The sequence below is a fragment of the Methylobacterium sp. NPDC080182 genome (assembly GCF_050281105.1).
Taxonomy (GTDB): domain Bacteria; phylum Pseudomonadota; class Alphaproteobacteria; order Rhizobiales; family Beijerinckiaceae; genus Methylobacterium.
The window spans coordinates 507,110-528,745 of sequence record NZ_JBNNWO010000003.1; the positions used below are offsets into that span (position 1 = coordinate 507,110).

16 protein-coding genes, 2 tRNA genes and 1 pseudogene are annotated in these 21,636 nt (G+C 73.0%); 3 read left to right on the forward strand and 16 right to left on the reverse strand.

Annotated elements, in window-relative coordinates:
- Position 1: 1 nt before the first annotated feature.
- The 6 genes from ACQKQD_RS08530 to ACQKQD_RS08555 all read right to left on the reverse strand — a co-directional run bounded on the left by ACQKQD_RS08530 (position 2) and on the right by ACQKQD_RS08555 (position 7,236).
- Entirely contained in the window at positions 2 to 1,060 is a 1,059-nt protein-coding gene (locus ACQKQD_RS08530; RefSeq protein WP_100252044.1) for a phosphotransferase family protein, read from the reverse strand.
- The gene (locus ACQKQD_RS08535; RefSeq protein WP_427508082.1) at positions 1,057 to 2,298 is read right to left on the reverse strand and encodes an acyl-CoA dehydrogenase family protein; all 1,242 of its coding nucleotides are present in this window, start codon (positions 2,296 to 2,298) and stop codon (positions 1,057 to 1,059) included. Before ACQKQD_RS08535 ends, ACQKQD_RS08530 begins: the two co-directional genes overlap by 4 nt.
- Before the next feature lie 156 nt (positions 2,299 to 2,454).
- Positions 2,455 to 3,960 carry an ATP-binding cassette domain-containing protein gene (locus tag ACQKQD_RS08540; RefSeq protein WP_427508083.1) on the reverse strand — a complete coding sequence of 502 codons (1,506 nt, stop codon included), beginning with the start codon at positions 3,958 to 3,960 and terminating at the stop codon, positions 2,455 to 2,457.
- On the reverse strand, positions 3,957 to 4,877 hold the full coding sequence (locus tag ACQKQD_RS08545; protein ID WP_020095280.1) for a branched-chain amino acid ABC transporter permease: 921 nt from the start codon (positions 4,875 to 4,877) through the stop codon (positions 3,957 to 3,959). Before ACQKQD_RS08545 ends, ACQKQD_RS08540 begins: the two co-directional genes overlap by 4 nt.
- Positions 4,878 to 5,082: 205 nt before the next feature.
- On the reverse strand, positions 5,083 to 5,958 hold the full coding sequence (locus ACQKQD_RS08550) for a branched-chain amino acid ABC transporter permease (RefSeq protein WP_020095281.1): 876 nt from the start codon (positions 5,956 to 5,958) through the stop codon (positions 5,083 to 5,085).
- Positions 5,959 to 5,976: 18 nt separating this feature from the next.
- The gene (locus tag ACQKQD_RS08555; RefSeq protein ID WP_091926034.1) at positions 5,977 to 7,236 is read right to left on the reverse strand and encodes an ABC transporter substrate-binding protein; all 1,260 of its coding nucleotides are present in this window, start codon (positions 7,234 to 7,236) and stop codon (positions 5,977 to 5,979) included.
- Positions 7,237 to 7,561: 325 nt separating this feature from the next.
- On the opposite strand from ACQKQD_RS08555, the gene ACQKQD_RS08560 reads away from it, so the two are divergent.
- Positions 7,562 to 8,587 carry a cyclase family protein gene (locus tag ACQKQD_RS08560; RefSeq protein WP_427508084.1) on the forward strand — a complete coding sequence of 342 codons (1,026 nt, stop codon included), beginning with the start codon at positions 7,562 to 7,564 and terminating at the stop codon, positions 8,585 to 8,587.
- Between the two features lie 43 nt (positions 8,588 to 8,630).
- Here the strand turns inward: ACQKQD_RS08560 and ACQKQD_RS08565 are convergent, their stop codons facing one another.
- The 6 genes from ACQKQD_RS08565 to ACQKQD_RS08590 all read right to left on the reverse strand — a co-directional run bounded on the left by ACQKQD_RS08565 (position 8,631) and on the right by ACQKQD_RS08590 (position 14,623).
- Positions 8,631 to 10,631, reverse strand: a complete 2,001-nt coding sequence (locus tag ACQKQD_RS08565) for an SDR family NAD(P)-dependent oxidoreductase (RefSeq protein WP_427508085.1) — start codon at positions 10,629 to 10,631, stop codon at positions 8,631 to 8,633.
- Positions 10,632 to 10,729: 98 nt separating this feature from the next.
- Entirely contained in the window at positions 10,730 to 11,581 is an 852-nt protein-coding gene (locus tag ACQKQD_RS08570) for a DUF1206 domain-containing protein (protein WP_091682461.1), read from the reverse strand.
- A gap of 119 nt (positions 11,582 to 11,700) precedes the next feature.
- The gene (locus ACQKQD_RS08575) at positions 11,701 to 12,042 is read right to left on the reverse strand and encodes a hypothetical protein (RefSeq protein ID WP_020096438.1); all 342 of its coding nucleotides are present in this window, start codon (positions 12,040 to 12,042) and stop codon (positions 11,701 to 11,703) included.
- Between the two features lie 47 nt (positions 12,043 to 12,089).
- Positions 12,090 to 12,653, reverse strand: a complete 564-nt coding sequence (locus ACQKQD_RS08580; RefSeq protein WP_091682459.1) for a Uma2 family endonuclease — start codon at positions 12,651 to 12,653, stop codon at positions 12,090 to 12,092.
- Positions 12,654 to 12,825: 172 nt separating this feature from the next.
- Complete coding sequence (locus ACQKQD_RS08585) at positions 12,826 to 14,055, reverse strand: M23 family metallopeptidase (protein WP_427508086.1); 1,230 nt, start codon at positions 14,053 to 14,055, stop codon at positions 12,826 to 12,828.
- A 100-nt stretch (positions 14,056 to 14,155) separates the two neighbouring features.
- Complete coding sequence (locus ACQKQD_RS08590; protein WP_100252052.1) at positions 14,156 to 14,623, reverse strand: peroxiredoxin; 468 nt, start codon at positions 14,621 to 14,623, stop codon at positions 14,156 to 14,158.
- A gap of 183 nt (positions 14,624 to 14,806) precedes the next feature.
- On the opposite strand from ACQKQD_RS08590, the gene ACQKQD_RS08595 reads away from it, so the two are divergent.
- Positions 14,807 to 18,256 (forward strand): hypothetical protein, encoded by a 3,450-nt coding sequence (locus ACQKQD_RS08595; protein WP_427508087.1) that lies wholly within the window; start codon positions 14,807 to 14,809, stop codon positions 18,254 to 18,256.
- 34 nt (positions 18,257 to 18,290) lie between these two features.
- Here the strand turns inward: ACQKQD_RS08595 and ACQKQD_RS08600 are convergent, their stop codons facing one another.
- The 3 genes from ACQKQD_RS08600 to ACQKQD_RS08610 all read right to left on the reverse strand — a co-directional run bounded on the left by ACQKQD_RS08600 (position 18,291) and on the right by ACQKQD_RS08610 (position 20,316).
- Positions 18,291 to 19,895: a TROVE domain-containing protein gene (locus ACQKQD_RS08600; RefSeq protein WP_427508088.1), complete on the reverse strand. Its 1,605-nt coding sequence runs from the start codon at positions 19,893 to 19,895 to the stop codon at positions 18,291 to 18,293.
- A gap of 222 nt (positions 19,896 to 20,117) precedes the next feature.
- Positions 20,118 to 20,249, reverse strand: a tRNA-OTHER gene (locus tag ACQKQD_RS08605).
- Positions 20,250 to 20,316: transfer RNA gene (locus tag ACQKQD_RS08610), tRNA-OTHER, on the reverse strand.
- Between the two features lie 603 nt (positions 20,317 to 20,919).
- Between ACQKQD_RS08610 and ACQKQD_RS08615 the strand changes: the two genes are divergently transcribed.
- The gene (locus ACQKQD_RS08615) at positions 20,920 to 21,213 is read left to right on the forward strand and encodes a helix-turn-helix domain-containing protein (RefSeq protein ID WP_427508089.1); all 294 of its coding nucleotides are present in this window, start codon (positions 20,920 to 20,922) and stop codon (positions 21,211 to 21,213) included.
- Positions 21,214 to 21,238: 25 nt separating this feature from the next.
- Here the strand turns inward: ACQKQD_RS08615 and ACQKQD_RS08620 are convergent.
- A pseudogene (locus ACQKQD_RS08620) lies at positions 21,239 to 21,636 on the reverse strand (ferredoxin--NADP reductase); the annotation flags it as partial.

Genomic DNA, 21,636 nt, shown 5'->3' on the forward strand with positions numbered 1-21,636 from the left:
TTCAGGCCCCCGCCCGCTCGGCGAAGCGCCAGGCCGCTTCGGCGAGCTTCGGCACCCGCGCCGCCATGGCGGCGGCGTGCTCGCTCGCGGCATTGCCGGCCTTGGCGCGGGCCGCCACGCCTTGGAGGATGCCGACCAGCCGGAACAGGTTGTAGGCGAAGTACCAGTCGAGGTCGGGCAGGTTTTTCCGGTTCGCAGCCCGGCAGTAGAGCGCCACCGCCTCGTCCCGGGTGGGGATGCCCAGAGCCGTCAGGTCGAGGCCGCCGAGCCCGCTGCGCCCGTCGGCGGGCAATTCCCACTGCATCAGCAGGTAGCTGAAATCGGCCAGCGGATCGCCGAGCGTCGACAATTCCCAGTCGAGCACCGCGCTGACGCCGCCGTCGCGGGAAAAAATCAGGTTGTCGAGACGGTAATCGCCGTGGACCACGCAGGCGCCCTGCTGCTCCGGCACCGTCCGGGGCAGCCACGCGATCAGTCGCTCGACATCCTCCAGGCGCCCGTCCTCGGCGGCGCGGTACTGGCGGGTCCAGCGGTCGACCTGCCGGGCGAAGTAGTTGCCGGGCCGGCCGTAATCGGAGAGCCCCGCCGCCTCCGGGTCGATGGCGTGGAGCCGGGCGAGCGTCGCGATCATGCCGGCATAGTGCCGGTGGCGGGCGTGGGGATCGAGGCCGGGCAACGCCCCGTCCCAGTGCACGGCGCCGTCCACCGCCTCCATCACGTAGAAGGCCGCGCCGATGATGTCGGGATCCTCGCACAGCGCGAAGGGGCGCGGCACCGGGAACCCCTCGCCGTAGAGGGCGCCGATCACCCGGAACTCGCGCTCCACCGCGTGGGCCGAGGGCAGGAGCGGGCCGAAGGGCTTGCGCCGCAGCACGTAGGCCTGGCCCGGCGTGTCGAGCCGGTAGGTCGGGTTCGACTGGCCACCGCGGAACTGCTGCACGGTGAGCGGCCCGGCGTAGCCGCGCACATGCCCTTCCATCCAGGCGGCGAGCCGCGCCTCGTCGATCCGGTGGCGCGGCTCGATCGGCTTCACGCCGGAGAAGATGTCGGCGTCGCTCATGCGCGCTCCGCCTCGCTTCTGTTGGTGTAGCGCCCGAATTCCAGCCGGGCGATCGAGCGATTGTGGACCTCGTCCGGCCCGTCGGCGAGCCGCAGGGTGCGGATATGGGCGTACATCTTGGCGAGCCCGAAATCCTCCGAGACGCCGGCCCCGCCATGGGCCTGGATGGCGTCGTCGATCACCTTGAGCGCCACCCGCGGCGCCGCGACCTTGATCATGGCGATCTCGAGCTTGGCGCCCTTGTTGCCGACCTTGTCCATCATATCGGCCGCCTTCAGACAGAGGAGGCGGGTCATCTCGATGTCGATCCGCGCCTCCGCGACCCGCTGCTCCCAGACCGACTGCTCGCTGATCCGCTTGCCGAAGGCGACCCGGGAGACGAGGCGCCGCGCCATGGCCTCCAGCGCGACCTCGGCGGCCCCGATGGTGCGCATGCAGTGGTGGATGCGGCCCGGACCCAGGCGCCCCTGCGCGATCTCGAAGCCGCGCCCCTCGCCGAGGATCAGGTTCCCGGCCGGGACCCGGACATCCTCCAGCACCACCTCGCCGTGGCCCTTGGGCGCGTCCTCGTAGCCGAAGACCGGGAGCAGGCGCTCCACCCGGACCCCGGGCGTGTCCATGGGAACGAGGATCTGCGATTGCTGCCGGTGGCGGGGGGCCTCCGGGTCGGTCTTGCCCATCAGGATCGCGATCTTGCAGCGCGGGTCGCCGACGCCGGTCGACCACCATTTGCGGCCGTCGACGACGTAGTGGTCGCCGTCGCGGCGGATCGCCGTGCTGATGTTGGTGGCGTCCGAGGAGGCGACCTCCGGCTCGGTCATCAGGAAGGCCGAGCGGATCTCACCCGCCATCAGGGGCTTCAGCCACCGGTCCTTCTGGGCCGCGGTGCCGTAGCGGTGCAGCACCTCCATGTTGCCGGTGTCGGGCGCCGCGCAGTTGAACACCTCCGAGGCGATCCCGACCCGGCCCATCTCTTCGGCGCACAGCGCGTAGTCGAGGTTGGTCAGGCCGGCGCCGCGATAGGCGTCGGTGTCGTGCTCGGGGGAGGGCGGCAGGAACAGGTTCCACAGGCCCTCGGCACGGGCCTTCTCCTTCAGCCGCTCCATCGTGGGGGAGGGTTCGCGGCTCTGCGCGCGCTCGGCCGACACCGCGGCGGCGGCCGGCAGGATCGCGTCGGCGATGAAGGCGCGGATGCGGGTCAGCCAGTGGGTCTGGGACTGGGAGAGATTGAAATCCACGGCGTCCGCTCCGCTCACATCCGTCGCTGCGGGCTTCTCTCCTCCCCCTTGCGGGGAGGAGTTGGAGGTGGGGGTGGCGCAGAATGAGGCGTTGCGGTGCCTTCTGGACCACCCCCACCCCTAGCCCCTCCCCGCAAGGGGGAGGGGAAACAGACCTCACAGATAGGCCGATCCCATCTCGCTGGCGAAACGCTGCGGCGGTCCCTCCCAGACGATCCGCGCCTGCTCCAGCACGTAGACCCGGTCGGCGTGCGGGAGCGCGAAGGTGACGTTCTGCTCGCCGAGCAGGACCGTGATCGGCGTGGTCTGCCGCAGCTTCTCCAGCGCCTTCGACAGCAGCTCCAGGATCACCGGGGCGAGGCCGAGCGTCGGCTCGTCGAGGATCAGGAGCCGCGGGCGCATCATCAGCGCCCGGGCGATGGTCAGCATCTGCTGCTCGCCGCCCGACAGGGTGCGGGCGCTCTGCGACTCGCGGTCCTTGAGGATCGGGAACAGCTCGTAGAGCCAGTCGCGCTGCCTGGCGCTCTCGGCCTTCGGGAAATGCTGGCCGCCGAGGTCGAGATTCTCGCGCACGCTGAGGTCGCCGAACAGCTCCCGGGTCTCGGGCACCTGGACGATGCCGGCCCGGGCGATGGCGGCGGGCTTCATCCGGGAGAGGTCCCGGCCGTCGAACCGGATCGTGCCCGTGTGCGGCACGAGGCCCGAGATGGCGTTGAACAGCGTGGTCTTGCCGGCGCCGTTCAGGCCGACCACCGAGACGAACTCACCCTCGTGGACGTGAATCGAGGCGGCGCGCAGGGCCTGCGCCTTGCCGTAGAGCACGTCGACGCCCTCGACGGTGAGCAGCGAGCCGGGCTTGAACGCCGCCTCGGGCCGGGCCGCCGTCTCGATGCTGCCGCCGAGATAGACCCGGCGCACGGTCGGGTCGGCCATCACCGACTCGGCCGAGCCCTCGGCGATGCGCTCGCCGAGATACATGGCGAAGACCCGGTCGACGATGGCCGCGACGCTCTTCACGTTGTGGTCGACAAGGAGCACGGCCTTGCCCTCGTCGCGGAAGCCGCGGATCAGCTCGGAGAAGGCCGCGACCTCGCCGCCGGTCAGGCCCGCGAAGGGCTCGTCGACCAGCACCACCCGGGGGTCGCGGGCGATGGCCTTGGCGAGCTCCAGCCGGCGGAGATCCGCGAAGGGCAGGGTGCCGGGGCGCCGGTCGACGACCGCGCCGAGGCCGACGCGCTCGGCGATTTCTCTCGCGCGCCGCGCCACGTGGGGGTCGGCCGCCAGCCGGATCAGGCTGTCGGGCAGGAGCGCGAGGCTGATGTTCTCCAGCACGGTCTGCCGCTGGAGCGGCCGCGCGTGCTGGAACACGAGGCCGATCCCGGAGCGGGCGACCCGGTGGGCCGGCATGCCGCCGATCTCCGTGCCGTCGAGGCGGATCGAGCCGGCGCTCGGCCGCTCCAGCCCCATGATCAGCTTCATCACGGTGGACTTGCCCGAGCCGTTGGGGCCGATCAGCCCGAGGATCTCGCCCGGGCGCAGGTCGAGGTCGATGTTCTTGACGGCGACGAGGCCGCCGTAGCGCTTGGTCAGGCCGCGCACGGTGAGGCAGGGCTCGGCCATGACGGGCGACACGGCCGGCGGGGGCGCGACGGCGACGGTCATCGGGCTCTCCGGAGCGATCCGAGGCCGAGCAGCCCCGAGGGCACGAACAGGATCACGAGGAGCGCCACCGCCGAGACCACGAAGGTCGAGAGGCCGCCGAGCGGCCGCAGCAGTTCGCCCGCCGCGATCAGGAACACGGCGCCGAGCGCCGCGCCCACGATGGTGCGGCGGCCGCCGAGCACCGCCGCGATGATCACCTGCACGCCCACCGACGTGTTGATCAGCGTGCCGACCGAGGCGGTGCCCATGTAGAAGACCACCAGCCCGCCCGCGAGGCCAGAGAAGGCGGCGCTGACCGCGAAGGCCGCGAGCTTGTGCTTGGCGACGTTGAAGCCGAGCGCCCCGGTCACCACCGGGTCCTGACCGGCGGCCTGGAGGATCAGCCCCGCGGGCGAGCGGGCGATGGCGGTGAGGATCAGGCCCGAGACCGCCATGAAGCCCAGCGCCAGCCAGTAATTGGTGTCGGCGTCGATCGAGATGACGTCCGGCACGGTCAGGCCGATCTCGCCGCCGGTGAGGCCGGAGAAGACCACGATCATGTTCTGCAGGAGCAGCACCGCGACCAGGGTGATCAGGCCGAAATAGGGGCCGCGGACCTTCAGCGCCGGCAGCGCCAGGGCGAGGCCGCCGACCACGGCCAGCACGGTCCCGGCCGCGAGGCAGTAGGGGATCGGCAGTTCGTAGCGGTTGTTGAGGATGCCGGCGCCGTAGGCCCCGAGGCCGATCAGGAAGGTCGGTCCGAAATTCACCTCGCCGGCGAAGCCGAAGAGCAGGTCCCAGGCCATGGAGAACACGCCGAAATAGTAGGCGATGGTCAGGAGGCCGAGGATGTAGCCGGAGACCCACCAGGGCAGGGTGGCGGCGGCCAGGACGGCGAGGATCGCGATCCAGAAGCCGGGAGTGGTGAGGAGCTTCATGGATTGGCCTCGCACACGGCAGCGATCCGGCTCGTTCGGCGCAGAGGCCTTTCCCACCCACGCCCCTCATCCTGAGGTGCCGCGCCAGCGGCCTCGAAGGAGGCCTCCAGGGATCGCGCGGCCGGCTGGAGGGCTCCTTCGAGGCGGCTTCGCCGCACCTCAGGATGAGGGCGCGGGCTGGACACCCGGGGTGCAAGAAGAACCATCACCGCCGCCCCAGCAGACCTTGCGGGCGCAGGTACATGACGGCGACCAGCAGGAGCAGCGCCGGGATCACCCGGTAGGCCGGCGAGATCAGGTAGGCGGTGGCGGTCTCGAGGTAGCCCACCACGTAGGCGGCGATCAGCGAGCCGGTGACGCTCCCGAGGCCCCCCAGCACCACGATCGAGAAGGCGCTCGCGGTGAGCGGCCCCACCGAGTACGACGACACCCCGAGGAACATCCCGAGCAGCACCCCGGCGGTGCCGGCGAGCAGGCCGTAGATCGCCCAGACCGCCACGTAGATCTTGCCCATGTCGTGGCCGAGCAGCGTGACGCCCCGCGGGTTCATGGATGCGGCGAGCAGGACCTTGCCGGCCCGCGCCCGGTTCACGAACAGCCAGAGCAGGCCGATCACCACCCAGCAGATCACCGCGGTGAAGACCTGGTTCCTCGGCGTCCGCACCCCGGCGATCTCGAAGACGCCCTCGACGATCGGCAGCACGGTCTTCGGGTTGTCGGTGAAGAAGTAGGCTACCAGCTCCTGGATCATGATCCCCCAGAGCAGCGTCCCCGTGAGCACGAAGATCTCCTTCTCCTCTCGCGGGATGGCGCGGCTGCGCTCGATCGGCGCGACCACCGCGAAGTAGGTGACCAGCGCGCCCGCGAGCCCGCACAGGATGCCGATCACCGCGCCCGCGTAGGAGCCGAGCCCGAACAGCGCCGAGGCCGCCCAGGCCGCCACCGCGGCCATGACCATCAGGGCGCCGTGGGTCAGGTTGAGGACGCCCGAGACCCCGAAGATCAGGGTGAAGCCCATCGCGCCGAGCGCGTAGAGGGACGAGATCGCGAAACCGTCGACGAGGATCTGGAGGCCGATCATCGCGCTCTCCCCGCCCGGTTACCGTCCCGCCGCCTTCACCGCAGGGGGCAGGATCATGGTCCCGTTGGCGGTGGTGGCCGGCCAGATCGCCACCTGCTTGCCGTTCTGCCACTGCCCGAGGACGCTGGTCATCAGGCCGGGCCCGTACTGGATCGAGTGCGTGAACGGCTCGTCCTTGCCGTAGAATTTCAGGCGCCCGACGGTGCCGACGTAGTCGGTCTTCTCCAGGGCGTCGACGAGCTTGTCGGCCTCCGTGGAGCCCGCCCGCTTGACCGCCTCCGCCGCGTAGTGCGTGGCGTCGTACGCCATGTAGCCCGCGTAGGACGGCGCGCCGCCGAAGCGCTTGGTGAAGGCCTCGGCGAACGGGATCGTCTTCTCGGTGAGCGCCACGCCCGGCACCGCCACGCTGTCGAACAGCACGCCCTGCGTGCCGCCGTTGGTGTTGGCCCAGAAGGTCGAGGAGGTCGCCTGGCCGCTGATCCCCGTCATGGCGATCGGCACCTGCTGGTTCTGCCACTGCACGGTCGGCTGCACGCCGACATGGGCGATGCCGGTGACGATCAGGTCGGGCTTGGCCGCCTCGATCTTGTTGTAGATCGGCGTGAAGTCGCCCGTGTCCGGGGAGAAGCGGACGTGCTCGACCACCTTCAGCCCGGATTTCGGCAGGCATTCCTGGTAGGCGGCGTCGAGCGGGCGGGTCCAGGCCGCGTCCTCGCTCATGATCGCGGCGGTCTTGGCCTTGAGCTTCTCGACCAGCACCTCCTTGGCCGAGTCGCACACGGCCTGCGCCAGGGCGTGCGAGGTCAGGTAGCCGTGGAAGGTGTACTTGTTGCGCGCGTAGTCCTTGTGGACCGCGACGCTGATCTCGTTCGAGGCCGCGCCGGGCGTGATCATCGGCGTCTTGAGCCGGGCCGCCCAGGGCATCAGCGCCAGCACGACCTCCGAGATGTAGCTGGCGATGACGAGGTTGACCTTGTCCTCGGAGACCGCCCGCTGGAAGGCGCGGACCGCGTCGGAGGCGGAGGACTTGTCGTCGTAGGTGACGACCTGGATCTGGCGCCCGTCGACGCCGCCCTTGGCGTTGATCTCGTCGGCGGCGAGCTGGACGGCCTGCGGGATCGAGGCCCCGGCCACGGACTGCGCCTCGGCGATCACCCCGATCTTGATCGGGTCCGCGGCCCGGACGGGCCCGGCGGCGACCAAGCCCGCCGCGATCAGCGCGGGCAGCGTGCGCCGAATCGGGGCAACCCGGGCGGCGGCGCGCACGGTCTCGGACATCGGCGTTCCCTCATCCCAGTGCCCGAATTTTATATTCGCGGGCTTGGCCCGGACTGTACCCGGGCGCCGACGGATCACAAGGGGCCGGTCGGGACCGGCCGGTGACGTTTGCACCGAGTCGTTTTCCGCCCGGGGTATCGCCGCGCGCCGCCGCATCCTAGGCTCGCCGCGGCCCTGCGAAGCGCGGGCCCGGCGGCCTCGAAGAAGGGCACGGTCCGGTGAGGAACGCACGCTCGGCCGCGGCCGGGGTTCGCCCCGGACCGCGGCCCCGGAGCCTCGGGAAGCGGTCCGCTCCGCGGCGGGCACGGGCAGGGGAACCACAGGCATGACCCTGCGCTGGACGCGGCGGCCCGAGGGCTCGACCTGGGGGGATTTCGGCCCCGACGACGAGCTGGGCCGGCTGAACCTGCTCACCCCCGAGAAGGTGCTGCAGGGGGTCGCCGAGGTGCGCGAAGGGCTGACCTTCTGTCTGAGCCTGCCGCTGGACCTGCCGGGCGGCAACGTCCTCAACCCGCGCCGCCACCCGCCGCAGATCACCCCGACGCGCCGCGCCAACGGCCGGCCGAACATGAACTTCCCGGTCTGCGAGGAGGTCGACGGCGCCACCGACGTGATCTGCGACGACCGCGCGCTGATCCACCTGCAATACTCGACGCAGTGGGACTCGCTCGCCCATGTCGGCTCGCTGTTCGACGCGGACGGGGCGGGCGCCGCGCCGACCTTCTACAACGGGTTCCGCGGCGGCCGCGACATCGTCGGGCCGAGCGCGCCGGAGGCGGCGGATGAGCCGTCCCGGGCGAAGCGCCTCGGGATCGAGCGCCTCGCCGAGACCGGCATGCAGGGCCGCGCCGTGATGATCGACCTGCGCGCCCATCTCGGCGACGCCAGGACACGCGTCGGCTACGACGAGCTCGCCCGGATCCTGGAGGCCGACGGCGTCGTGGTGGAGCCGGGCGACATGGTCTGCCTGCACACGGGCTTCGCCGAGCGGCTGATCGCCATGGGCGGCGCGCCGGACCCGAAGCTCGTCCACACCCTCTGCGCCGGCCTCGACGGGCGCGACCCGCGCCTCCTCGACTGGATCACCCGCACCGGGCTCTGCGCGCTGATCGCCGACAACTACGCGGTGGAGGCCTACCCGGCTGGCCCCGGCCCCGCCTGCTGCGCGACGCTGCCGCTCCACGAGCACTGCCTGTTCAAGCTCGGGGTCAATCTCGGCGAGCTGTGGCACCTGACGCCGCTCGCCGACTGGCTGCGGGCCCGCGGCCGCTACCGCTTCCTGCTCACCGCCCCGCCGCTGCGCCTGTCCGGCGCCGTCGGCTCGCCGACGACGCCGATCGCCACGGTGTGACGATCGGGAACGGCCCCGCGGCGCGCTCCCGGGGTCGCCCGGATCAGCCGAGCGCGACGGGCGCGGCGTCGGCGCGCGGCGGATCGCCGACCGGCTCCGCGACCGGTTCCGCGACTCCCTGGGGCGGCCCGGGGCAGAGGACGGCGCGCTCGCGGAAATGCGGGATGGCCGCCTCGAACACGGCCTCGGCGGCCACCCGGTCGCCGGCCGCCACGGCGTCGCGCAGCCGCGCCACCCAGGCGTCGAGCCGGTCCCGGTCGGCGAAGACCGGCCGCGCCGCCATCACCCCGTCGATGCCCGGCAGGGCGATCCGGGGCTCCTCGCGGGCGAACAGGATCTCGTTGAGCCGCTCGCCGGGCCGGGCGCCGGTATAGGCGATCTCGATCTCGGTGCCGGGCTCGAAGCCGGCCAGCCGGATCATCCGCTCGGCGAGGTCGGCGATCCGCACCGGCTGCCCCATCTTGAGCACGTAGACCGCGGCGCGCTCCGCGCCCGCCCGGGCCTCGCCGTCGGCGTGGGAGGCGGCCGTCAGCACGAGGTCGCAGGCCTCGCGCACGGTCATGAAGTAGCGGACCATGTCCGGGTGGGTGACGGTGACCGGGCCGCCCCGGGCGATCTGCGCCTTGAACACCGGCACGACCGAGCCCACGGAGCCCAGCACGTTGCCGAAGCGCACGGCGATCAGCCGGGTCGGGTGGTCCGGCCGCGCCGACTGCGCGGCGTCGAGGGCCTGGGCGACCATCTCGGCGAAGCGCTTGGTGACGCCGAGCTGCGAGACCGGCTCGATCGCCTTGTCGGTGGAGATCATCACGAGCGCCCGCGCGCCCGCCGCCACCGCCGCCTCGGCGACGTTGATCGAGCCGAACACGTTGGTCTTGATGCCCTCCTGCCAGTCCCGCTCCAGGTAGGGCACCTGCTTCAGCGCGGCGGCGTGGAGCACGTAGTCGGGCCGGAACGCCGCGATCACCGCGTGCGTCCGCTCACGGTCGCGGATATCGGCCAGCACCCCCGTCACGGCGGTCTCGGCGGCCAGGATCGCGGGGTGGCTGAGGATGCCGTGGAGCGCCGGCTCGGAGGATTCGAGCACCAGCACGGCGGCGGCCCCGAAGGCCACGGCCCGCAGGCAGATCTCCGAGCCGATCGACCCGCCGCCGCCGGTCACCACGACCCGGCGGCCGGCGAGGAACGCCTCCAGGCGCGGCCGGTCGATGGCGACGGTCGGCCGCAGCAGCAGGTCCTCGATCTCCAGCGGCGCCAGTTCCGGACCCTGCACGCCCTCGCCGAGGCCGACGACCCGGGCGAGGGGCAGGCCGAGGCGCCGGGCGCGGGCGATCAGGTCGTCCGGCGCCGCCTCCGGCACGAGGGCGCTCGGGGCGGCCACGAGCCGCCGCACCGGCTCGCCGCGGGCGACGAGGTCGGCGACCACGCGCTCGAGATCCGGGAAGCCGCCGAGCACCGGCACGCCGCGCATGAACTGGCCTCGCTCGTCCGCCCGGGGCGACAGGATTCCCCGCGGCGCGAGCTTGCGCACCGAGCCCGCCTCGATCGCCCGGATCAGCACGTCCATGTCGGCGCCGCGCCCGAGGAGCAGGGTCGGGACGGTGGCGGCCCGCGCGCTCGACTGCCGGGAGCGGGTGTCTTTCAGGTAGCGGAACGCCAGGCGCGTACCGCCCAGGAAGAAGATCTGCAGCACCCAGTAGAGCAGGATCGCGATCTTGCCGAAGAAGTAGAAGCCGTAGAGGTCGGACGAGACCAGCACCCAGTCGATCACCAGGAGCGCCAGGGCCAGGACGCTGGCCGCCCGGACGATGCCGGCGAGGTCCTGCAGCGAGGCGAAGCGCCACTTGGTCCGGTAGAGCCGGAAGCGGCCGTAGACGAGGCCGGCGAGGACGAGGAACGGCGGCAGCAGCAGGGGCAGGGCGTGCAGACGCTCGGCCAGCATGCCGCCCTGGAAGCGGAACAGGAAGGTGAGCACCACGGCGGCAGCGGTCGCCGCGAGGTCGTGGGTCACCATCACCGCGGTCTTGTAGAGGCGCTGCTGCATCGGGAGCCGGATGGGATGCCGGGGGTATCCGCCGCGGCACCGGCCCTGTCAACGCGGCCCGCCCAGGGCCGGAGCCGGGGCCGGAGGCGGCGCCGGCCTCAGCCCAGCGCCCGGGCCGCCGCACCGGCCGCGTCGTCCACCCGGTCGATGTCGGGGGCGTCGATGTGCCGGTAGCGGGCCTGGATCAGCCCGAAGGCCCCGAAGGCGGCGTGGCCGGCCGCCACGAGCCCGAGCAGGATCCAGCCGTAGGGTTGTGCGCGCAGCAGCGCGAAGGCCTCGGCCAGACCCTTGGCATCCGAGGAGCGCTGGTGCCACGCGGCGGCCACGAGGAACCCGCCGATGATCAGGAAGGCGAGGCCCCGCGCCGCGTAGCCGAACCGGCCGATCGGGCCGGCCCAGCGGTCCCGGGCCCGGGCGTCGAGGGCGAGCCGGTCGGTGACGTCCCCGCGCCACGCCTTGCCGAGGAAGCCGAACCCGCCGCCGACGACCGCGAGGCCGACGAGGGCCACGAGCCAGCGGCCGAAGGGCTTGCTCAGGAGCCACGCGGTACCGTCATGCACGCCGTCGCCGCCGCTCATGCCCAGGCCGAGGCTGAGCGAGGCCGCGCTGGCGGCGAGACCGAGGTAGAGCCCGGCGCTGATCAGGTGGGCACCGCGCACCGCGAGGCCCTTGGCGGAGGTGCCCCGCCGGTCGGCATCGGTGATGCCCTCGACGAGGCGCCAGAGGGCGAAGCCGGCGAGGCCGAGGGCGATCAGGCCGACGACGGCCGCGCCGAACGGCCCGGCCATGACGGCGCGGAGCGCGTCCTTGCTGTCGCCGGCCCGGCCGCCATGCCCCAGGGCCGCCAGCAGGGCCAGGGCGCCGACCACGATGTAGACCACGCCGCGGGCGCCGTAGCCGAAGCGGGCGATGCGCTCGATCGCGTTGCGGCCGCCGGGAAGGGTCCTCATCGGCGGGACCCGGCTTCGGGGAATCGGGCGTCGGGCACGGGCGGCATCCTGTGGGGCGGGAGCGTTCAACGCCCGGCGGCGCTCACCCGATCCGTTGCCGGCACAACCTCCGGGCCGCCCTACATGGGCGTCCGGTCGGCGCGGCCGGTGAGCGCCACGTAGAAGCCGAGCCCGTCCTGGGCCGGCAGGGTCTGCAGGCGCTCGATCAGGCCGCGGCGCTTCGCGTCGAGGAGCAGGCGCCCGGCCGGCTGGAACAGGGTCTCGCCGCCGCCCTCCGGGGGCGGATCGAGCCGGATCGCCACGGTCTTGCCCTTGGCGAAGCGGCTGCGCTCCAGCATATCCTTGAGCGAGGCCTCGGCGGTCGCCCGGTTGGTGCCGCGCAGGTCGAGCACCGACTCGGCGTCGGTCACGCCGAGGGAGCCGCGCAGCTTGGCCGCGTAGAAATCTTCGAAATGGGGCAAGTCGGTGCCTTGATGCTTCGCCGTTCGATCAGGTGGGGTGCGGCCGCTCAGAAGGCGAGACCGCGGTAGAGGTCGCGCACCGGCACGGCGCCGTCGAGCTCCGGCAGCGACACGGTGCCGTCGAGCCCGAGGGCCGCGACGCTCCAGTCGTCGCCCGCGCGCCGCCAGACCTCGACCCGCGCCTCGTCGGAATAGACGATCAGCAGGACCGCGAGGCTCGGCACGGTCCGGTAGAAGTCGATCTTCCGACCGCGGTCGAGACTCATGGTCGAGGGCGAGAGCACCTCGGCGACGAGGAGCGGGTCGGCGGCGTAGCCCTCCGGCAGCGGCGGCCCGCACCGCACCACCACGTCGGGGATCGGGGCGAAATCGTCCATCGCGGCGCTGAGGATCGCCAGACCCGGCATGGCGCGGCAGCCCTTGGCATCCGCGAAGTCGCCGATTCGGCGGATCAGGTTCGCGACGATTGCCTGATGCCGCTCCCGCGGCGGCGCCATGAGCACGGGCTCGCCATCGAGCAGCTCCCAGCGCTCGTGCGCGGGCCGGCCCTCCACCCAGAGCCTGAACTCGGACACATCCATCCGCGCGTCGCGCTTCGCGGCCAGAGCCATCGCCGATCCCCACCTCGGCCGGATCGTAGCACCGGGCCGGCCGCCCGCAACAGGTCCGGCCCGGAAGGCCATCCCCGCGTGGACGTCACGGCCGATGCTAGGCCGGCCTCCCTCGGGGACTCGGAGGCCGGCACAGGGCGACCGGCACAGGGCGACCGGCGCAGCGACGGACTCAGTCGGCGCCGGGTCCGGCCGCCGCGACGGTGGCGCCGGCCTCCAGGAAGCGCTGCGGATCCACCGGCTCGCCGTCGATGCGGGTCTCGTAGTGGAGATGCGCCCCGGTGGAGCGCCCCGTCGAGCCGACGGCGCCGACCGCGTCGCCCGCGGTCACGCGCTGCCCGGGGCGGACCGCGATGCGGGCGAGGTGGCCGAACCGCGTGGTGACGCCGTGGCCGTGGTCGATCTCGACCATGTTGCCGTAGCCGCCCGCGGCCTCGGCGGCGATCACCCGGCCCGGCGCGGTGGCGCGGGCAGGCTCGCCGTACTCCGCTTTCAGGTCAAGCCCGGTATGGAGGGCGAGGCCGCGGGTGAAGGGGTCGAGGCGCGTGCCGAACGGGCTCGACACGGTCGCGCCTCCCCGGATCGGGCGTGCCAGGGGCAGGGTGGCGGCGAGCCGGCGCAGGCGCTCGCCGTCGTCGAGCGCGCGCCGGGCCAGGGCGAGGCCCTCCGCGAAGCCGGTGCCGTCCAGGGCGCGGCCGTCGAGGGGCACGAACGGTCCGCCCAGCCCGGCGGCCGGCGCGGCCGCGCCGGTGCGGTCGGGATCGAGGCGGTCGGGGTCGAGACCGGTGCGGCCGATCAGTCCGCGCAGCCGCCGCACCGCGTCCCCGGCCCGGGCGGCCAGCCCGGCGAGGCGCTCGCCCTGGGCCGCCTGCAGGCCGTCGAGCCGGGCCTCCAGCCGGATCAGGCCGGTCTCGGCCTCGCGCGCGCCGCGGCGGGGCAGGGGATCGCGGGCGGAGCGCGGCGCCGGAGCCGCACCCTCAGTCGGACGCAGGAAGAGATCGTCGTAGCTCCCACCGGGCGCAGCGCCGGGCTGCCCGGGCAGGGCGCCGGTCGTGGACGGGTCGGGCAGGGCCTGCCGCTCCAGGTCGGCGAGGGCGGCCGTGCGCCGCTCCAGCTCGGCCTGGCGCTCCAGGGCGGCCGCGACCCGGTCGGCCAGACCCGCCTCGCTCCCCGCCCGGTCGCTCCGGTCGCGGTCGAGGCGGTCCTGGAGCTCGCCGATGCGCGCCTCGTAGGCGTCGCGCAGGGCGGCCTGCCGGGCCACGAACCCGGCGAGCACGTCGTCGTGGAACACGATCAGGCAGGAGGCCCCGAGCGCCCAGGCCACCGCCAGGGCGAGGCCGGCGGCGAGCCAGGGGGCTGGCCGGTGCGGCCTGAGACGCGCGGGGAACTTCGGAAGCTGCATCGGGACGGCACCGGAGGAGCCGCCATTCAGGCCTCAGTAGGGTTAAGGATCCGTCGCGCGCCGGGCGTCAGGGGGACGTCAAGGAGACGTCAAGGGGACGTCAGGGCAGGGCGCGCGCGGCCGCCAGGACGGCCTCGGCGTGGCCGGGCACCTTCACCTTCGGCCAGATTCTGGCGACGCGCCCTTCCCGGTCGACCAGGACGGTGGTGCGCTCCACGCCCATGTACTTGCGCCCGTACATGCTCTTCTCGACCCAGACGCCGTAGGCCTCGAGCACGGTCTTGTCCTCGTCGGCGGCGAGCGGGAAAGTCAGCCCGTACTTGCTGCAGAACTTGTCGTGGCTCTTCACCGGGTCCGGCGACAGGCCGACGACCTTGGCGTCCGCCTCCGCGAAGGCCGGCAGCAGGCCGTTGAAGTCCTGCGCCTCCAGCGTGCATCCGCTCGTGTCGTCCTTCGGGTAGAAGTAGAGCACGACTTTGTGACCGCGGAGCGCGGACAGTCCGACACGCCCTCCGCCCGAGGCGGGAAGGTCGAAATCGGGGGCGGGATCCCCCTCTGACAGCGGCATCGTGCCTTCCTTTCGGCCGATTGATGATGTGCAACCGATCTCGTGCGCGGGCTCGAGCGATGGCACCGCGCACGTCCGAGCCAAGCCCGGAGTCGCGGCCGCTGTAAAGCGCGGGCGCGCTTCGATCCACCGGCCGCGGAGCCCGAGGGCGCCGCGCGCAGAGACCCCGGAACAAAGGTCCCGATGGCGGACGAGACAACGCCGGCATGCAGGCCTCGGGGGAAGGCGCGACGCGTCGGCGGCGTCTGCCTCGTGAGCGCCCTCACGCTGGTGCTGCTCGTCGGCGCCGGTGTCGGCCTCGTGGCCCTGCGCCTGTCGAACGGGCCGCTCCAGATCGACGGCCTGTCGCGCCGCGTCGCCGCCGCCGTGGCCGAGCGGATCGGGCCCGGCTGGAGCATCGGGCTGCGCGGCAGCAGCCTCGAGCTCGACCGCGAGAACGCGCTCAGCCTGCGCTTCTCCGGCCTCGACATCCGCAACCCGCAGGGCGACCTCGTGGTGCGCGCGCCCCTGGCGCTCGTCAGCCTCGACCCCTGGGGGCTCCTGCGGCTCAACCTGCAGCCGCGCTCGATCGAGTTCCGCGAGACGCAGACCACCGCGCTGCTGCACCGGGACGGCTCCATCGCCTTCGCGGCCTCGGAGGCCAACCACCCAGTCGACGTCGCGCCGCACACGCCGCCGAGCGTGGACGGGGTGCGCGGCACCGTCTCGCCGCTCTCGGCCGCGATCGCGTCGATCTTCGGGGTCGTCCTCGATCCGGGCGGCGTGGTCGGCGCCCTCGACCGCGCGCGCGTCACCGACGCGCGGCTGCGGCTGATCGACGAGGACGGCCGCGAGCGCGCGGTCTTCGCGCGGGTCAACGGCCTGTTCGGGCGCGACCCGGTCAACGGCACCCGGAACTTCGAATTGCGGCTCGACGGGCCGCACGGCGAGTGGCGCTTCGGCGGCACGCTGCGCGACGGCGCGGACGGGCAGGAGCGCTCGGGCGTCATCACCCTCGACGACCTGCCGGTCACGGATCTCCTGCTGCTCTCGGGCCAGTCCGGCCTGCCGCTGACCACGGACCTAAAGGTCTCGGCCCGCGCCGACGTGAGCCTGACGGCCGGCCGCATCCGGACCATGAACGCCAAGCTCCACACCGGCGACGGCACGTTCCTGATCGAGGAGAAGGACTTCAACCCGGTCACGGTCGAGAGCCTCGACGCCTCCCTGGACTGGGACGAGGCCAACCGCGTGATGTCGCTGACCGGCCTGGACTATCGCGGGGCCGGCAACGCCGTGCACCTCGCGGGGACGTGGACGGGCAGCCCCGCGGGGGCGAGCACGACCTGGACCGCGACGCTGGCGAGCCGCGACGCCACCTTACGCGGGGCGACCCCGCAGGACGCGCCGGTGAAGATCGACGCCCTGGACGCGCAGCTCTCCGGCCGCGACGGCGGGATCTCCATCGACGCGCTGACCCTGTCGGGGCCCGGCGTGAAGGGCGCCATCACCGGGACGATCGGCACGAGCGCCGACGACGGCGGCCTGACCCTGCACCTCGCCGGCCACGACGGCGAGGTCCGTACCGGGCTGCGGCTCTGGCCGGAGCACATCGCGCCGCCGGCCCGCACCTACCTGGTGGACCAGCTCCGGCGCGGCCGGGTCGATTCCGTCGACATCAAGGTGAAGATGTCCGGGGCGGTCCTGGCGGCCGCCACCCGGGGCGACCCCGCCCCGGACGACGCGGTCCACATCGACTTCCACGTCTCGGACGCGGCCATCGACGTCACCGCCGATTCCCCGCCGGTGACCAAGGGCAACGTCGTCGGCGTGATCACCGGGCGCTCGACCACGGTGCGCAACGTGACCGCCGAGGTCCACGGGCCGGACGGGCGCGGGCTCGCCATCTCGGACGGCAGCTTCGTCATCCCGCAGATCACCCCGGACCGGGTCGTGGCCCAGATCGGGATGCGGCTCTCCGGCGGCGCCGACGGCATGGCCTCCGTGCTCCAGGCCAAGCTGTTCAAGAGCGTGATGAGCGTCGACCTCGACCCCGCCACGATCAAGGGCAGCGCCGACCTGCGCGTCGACTTCCCCCTCGACCTCAAGCACATCCCCGACCTGCCGGACCTGCCGGTGACGCTGACCGGCTCGCTGGCCGACCTCTCGGTCGACAAGGTGATGGGCCGGGACCGGCTCGAGTCGGGCCGGTTCAACCTCGTCTACGACCGGGGCGCCTTCACGCTGAAGGGCGACGGCCGGGTCGCGGGCGCGCCCATGTCGGTCGACCTGCGCCAGCCGAAGGTCGGGCAGCCCGGCGAGGCGGTGGTCAACGTGTCGCTCGACGAGGCGGTCCGCGGCCGCAAGGGCCTGCCGACCGCGCCGCAGCTCACCGGCACCATCCCGGTCCGCGCGGTGGTGCAGATAGGCCGGCCGGGATCCGGCAAGCCGCCGATCCGGGTCGAGGCGGATCTGGCGAAGGCCGGGATCGACGGGCTGGTCCCGGGGCTGACCAAGCCCCCGGGCAAGCCGGGACGGCTCACCTTCACCCTGGTCGACAGCGGCCAGACCTTCGACCTGCGCGACTTCGCCCTCGACGCGGCCCCGGCGAGCGCCCGCGGCACCGTCTCGATCACCCAGGAGGGCGGCCTGGAGCGGGCGGACCTGAGCAGCGTCAAGCTCTCCCCCGGCGACGACCTGCGCGTGAGCCTCGACCGGACCGCCGGCGGCTACAAGGTCGTGGTCCGGGGCGCGGTGGCCGATGCCCGGCCGTTCCTGAAATCGCTGGGCGCCCCCGACCCGAAGGGCGGCCGGGAGGCGCGGGACGCGAATCCCAAGGATATCGACGCCGACATCCAGGTGCCCATCGTCACCGGCTTCAACGAGGAGGCGCTGACCGGCGCCAACCTGAAGCTCTCCCTGCACGGGAAGACCCTGCGGGCCGCCAACATCACCGGGCGCTTCCGCGCGGCGCCCTTCGCCGCCACGGTGACCCGCGGCGAGCGCGGCGTGCCGACCCTGTCGGTGGAATCGGCCGATGCCGGCGCGACGCTGCGGTTCGTCGACGTGTACCGGCGGATGTATGGCGGCCGGCTCACGGCCGGGATCGGCCTCAACGACGGCCCGCAATCCGGCGTCGTGCAGATCCGCGACTTCATCCTGCGCAACGAGCCCGCGCTGTCGAGTATCATGGCGCAGGGCCCAGAGCCGTCCGAGGCGGAGACGGCCCGCGGCCGACGGGTCGCCCCGGGCCGGGGCGCGGGCGACGTCACCTTCGACCGCATGCGCGCCAATTTCGTGCGCACCGGCACCCGCGTCGACTTCACCGACGCGGCGATCTCGAACGCCGCCATGGGCTTCACCCTGTCGGGCTGGCTCGATACCGGCCGCGAGCGCACCGACATGACCGGCACCTTCGTGCCGCTCTACGGCCTGAACAACGTGGCCTCGCAGTTGCCGCTGCTCGGGCCGCTGCTCGGCGGCGGCCACAACGAGGGCCTGTTCGCGGTCAATTTCCGCGTCTCCGGCAAGCTCGCCTCGCCGGACGTGAGCGTGAACCCGCTCTCGGCGATCGCCCCGGGCTTCCTGCGCAAGCTGTTCAGCGCCGGCGGCGGCCCCTTCGCGGACGGGATGCCGGGCGTCCCGCAGCAATAGGGCGGGCAGCCCGGAAGAGCCGCCCGCCCCTGTCTCACGCGCGGATGAAATCCGCGATCACGGCCGGAGCCGCGGTGTCGAAGCCGACCACGTCGAGCATGCCGGGATCCTCCGGGTCGGCGATGCTGAAGCCGTTGGAGACCAGCCCCACGACCACCAGCTTCGCCGGGATCCCGGTCTTCTCCCGGTACGCCCGCAGCGCCTGGACCGGGTGGACCGGCCCCGCCCAGGTCTCCGAGTCCGTGTAGACCACGAACGCGTCGGCCTTGACGCCCCGCTCCAGCGCCCAGCGCATCGGCAGGGAGCAGTCGGTGGCGCCGAACGGCAGGTCGGCGGTCACCCGCACCGCCTGATCGAGCCGCGTCGACGGTCCGATCGGCAGCGGCGTCAGCGCGGCCCCCTGGCTCCAGGCCCGGCCGGCCTCGGCGGTGAAGCCCAGCACCTGCCAGTTCTCCTCGGTCGCCGCGGTGACGAGCGCCATCGCGGCGGCCGCCTCCCGGGCCGTGAGCGTCGAGCCCGCGACCGTGCTGGCGCCCATCGAGCCCGAGACGTCCAGCGCCAGCACGAGGCGCCGGCCCGTGGGCTCGACCGCGCCGAACGCCGTGTAGAACGCGGCGTTCAGCGCCTCGACGATCGCCGCCACCGGCTCCCAGGCGAGCTTGCCCCGCTGACCGTGCCCGGAGGCGTAGGTCTTGAGGGCCAGCAGCAGCGCCATCGGGTGCAGGCGCGCCCGGAGGATCCGCTCCCGGTCCGACAGAACCGCCCGGACGTGCTCGGTGCCCTCCGAGAAGGGCGCCAGCACCCCCGCGGCCGTCAGGCGGCCGAGCTGGCGCACGAGGGCGCCGACCGGCATCCGCTCGATCAGGGCCTCGTTCACCGCGCGGCTGCCCATCAGCCCGGTCGGCAGCGCCTCCCACGGCAGGCCGTGCGAGCGCACCAGGGCGGCGGCCACCGCCCCGTCGAGGCCCTCCGCCTGCACCCGCGCGAAGGCGTGGACGATCCCGGGGGCGGCCTCGGTCACGGTGCCGCGGCAGATCCAGTCGAACAGCGCCTTCCGGGCGGGCTCCTCCGTCTCCGGGTGGGCCAGCCGCAGCAGGTCGCGGTGCGACCAGCCCTGGCGGGTCCGGTACTTCACCGCCTGGAAGGCCAGGGCCTCCACGGGCTTGGCGCAGTACCAGTCACCGACCGCCCGGCGCAGGCCCCGGCCCCAGCCGCGCATCGCCTCGACGGAGGCGGCGAACTGGAACAGGTGCGTGCCGGTGCGGCAGACCCGAGGCAGGGCCGCGAGCGCCGCGCGCCGGGTCGCGAGGTCCGCCGACGCGGCGGCCAGCGCCAGGGCGAAGATCGCCGGATCCTGCTTCGGAGCCCGGCCGCCCTCGCTCACCGCCACGATGGCGGCGACCGCGCGGGCGCCGTCCTGCGCGATGCACCGCTGCACCGCCGCCGCGTTCTCGGCGGTCAGGGCGCGCGGGCTCGCGTAGTACGAGCCGCCCTCGGAGCCGAGCACCAGGAAGCGGTCGAGCCGCGCCCAGTCGCCGACCGCGAAGGCGTGGCCTCCGGCGGCGTTCGGCACCGTGCCGGGGATCGGCTCCGTCTGCGGGGTGGCGCGGAGCCGGAACATCTGTGCGAGCTTCGTCATGGCGGGCTCCTCTCGGTCTCTCCTCTCTCCATCGCGGCCGATCGCCGGCCGGTGGCGCGTCCCGGCGCGCGGTCGGGCGGGGACGCGGCCGCGGCGCGCCGTCCACCGCCGCTCGCGCGCGGCCGGTATCTCGTGTGGTCGGTGGCGGGGTTCCGTCCGGCCGGGCGCGGGCGTGGCGGCGACGAGGGGCTTATCCGATGCTCTGCTTGAGCTACGGGCCTGACGACCCGGCGGGACTCGCACCCGCACCCCTCGGATCCCGATAACCTTCGTCTTCCGGCCCGCGTCCGGGCGATGCGGGCGTGGGGTGAGGAACGGTGTCCGGGCGCTCTATCCGGGCTGAGCTACGGGCCTCGCGGCCCGGCGGGATTCGAACCCGCGACCTCCCTTCGGTGAAGATAACCGTTCCTCTCCGGCCCGCATCGTCGGCCGGGATCAGCGCACGGTCGGCGCCCCGGTCGTCTCGCGGGGCCCTGCGGTCGTGGTATCGGGGACGGGCATGAGCTCCGGCGACCTCGCGGCCCCCGACGGGGATCGAACCCGCAACCTCCGCGGGACAAGCCCGCGGCGCTCTACCGATGATAACCGTCCCCTGCCGGCCCGCAGGGTCCTCGAGACGCGCTCAGCCTCTCGGGCCGAGAGCCCCGCGATACGACCGTAACGGTCGCATCAGCCCGGGACGGGCGAACGCCGCGACGTCGATGCCGTCGTGCTGTTTCATGCCATGCTCCGTCCGAACGGGGCTTCGGGTGACGCGGGCGTGTCGATGAGGCTCGGGGGGATCCGTGACAGGGATAACCGAGCGTCTCCGGCCCGCGCCGGTGAACTGCGATTGGCTGCCAGCGGCGACCGTTGCGAAGGGAACCGGACTCGTCCGCCGCGGCGCGCAGGCCGCGGATACGAGGAGCGTGCGGTCACTTCAGATCGCCGGCCCGGCAGGCCGATGGCGCGGTGGATACGGTCGCGCTCGGCCTGCGTCAACCCAAAACTTGAAAATTCTTTCAGTTCGGGCGATCTCCGGCCCATGATCACTGCCGCCCAGATCCGCGCCGGCCGCGGACTTCTCAAGTGGACGCAAGGGGTTCTCGCGAGCCGCGCCGCGGTCTCCGTCGTCACCCTGAACATGATCGAGAGCGAGCAGGTCCAGCCCCGCAGCCGGACCCTCGCGGCGATCCGCACGGTCCTCGAAGGGGCGGGCATCCGCTTCGTCGGCGACGCGCAGGAGGGCTACGGGGCGATCCTGCGCCCCGCCCCCGCGACCGGGTCCGGAGACGCATCGGCACAGAAAAGCCCGGCACGGCGGACCGCACCGGGCTGAGGCCGCACCGGCCTGCGCGGGCGCGCTATTTCTCGACGAAGGCCTTCTCGATGACGTAGTGGGCGGCCTCGCCGTGGTTGCCCTCCTCGTAGCCGCGGGACGTCAGGAGCTCGCGGGTGTCGCGGATCATGTCGGGGCTGCCGCAGAGCATGAAGCGGTCGTTCTCGATCGACATCGGCGGCAGGCCGATATCCTCGAACAGCTTGCCCGAGACCATCAGGTCGGTGATCCGGCCGCGGTTGCGGAACGGCTCGCGGGTCACGGTCGGGTAGTAGACCAGCTGGTTCGAGATCATCTCGCCCAGGAACTCGTGGCGCGGCAGCGTCTCGGTGATGGTCTCGCCGTAGGCGAGTTCCTGCACCTGCCGGCAGCCGTGGACCAGCACGACCTTCTCGAACCGGTCGTAGGCCTCGGGATCCTTGA